Annotated in this window: 1 protein-coding gene; it reads right to left on the reverse strand. The window is 67.6% G+C overall.

The annotated features are described in order from the left end of the window. The coding region (locus ABD140_RS40005; protein ID WP_344248311.1) for a CopG family transcriptional regulator at positions 1 to 388 on the reverse strand (388 nt) is incomplete at its 3' end. Positions 389 to 534 lie beyond the last annotated feature (146 nt).

The raw sequence follows: 534 nt of genomic DNA on the forward strand, positions 1-534 counted from the left end.
GCAGCTGTGTCCCCTCCGCGAGACGCCGACCGAGCGCGCTTGTGTAGGCTGCGTAGCGCTCGGAGAGCTTGGCCCGCGCGGCCTGGGCGGCGGGTTCGGGCAGCGCGGGGGTGGTGGCGAGCCAGAAGCGGATGAAGGTGGCGAAGGCCTCGGTCGAGATGCCGAGATCGCGCTCCAGCCGCGCGAGGCGGCGATCAATCTGGCCGAGGCGTCTGGCAAGAGCTGCCTCCTGGCGCTCGGCGCTGTCGGGGGACAGGAAGGAGGCGATCGCGGCCTGGGCAATCAGGGACATGGACTGGTCGCGCTGGGCGGCATAGTGCGCCAGCATGTCCATGATGTCGGGCTCGAGATAGACGGAAATCTGCGCTTTCTTCGTGCGACCTGCCATGGCGATCACAGCTCCATGCCGTCGTTGGGAGTTAGGCTGACCTGTCGGGCCACGCCTTGCATCAGTCCGGTCATGCGCCGGTTCCGGGCGGGGACGCCGTCCATCTCGTCGTCGCGATCCAGACCGAACTCGAACTCGTTCTCGAT

Source organism: Actinocorallia libanotica (assembly GCF_039525175.1).
Taxonomy (GTDB): Bacteria; Actinomycetota; Actinomycetes; order Streptosporangiales; family Streptosporangiaceae; genus Actinocorallia; species Actinocorallia libanotica.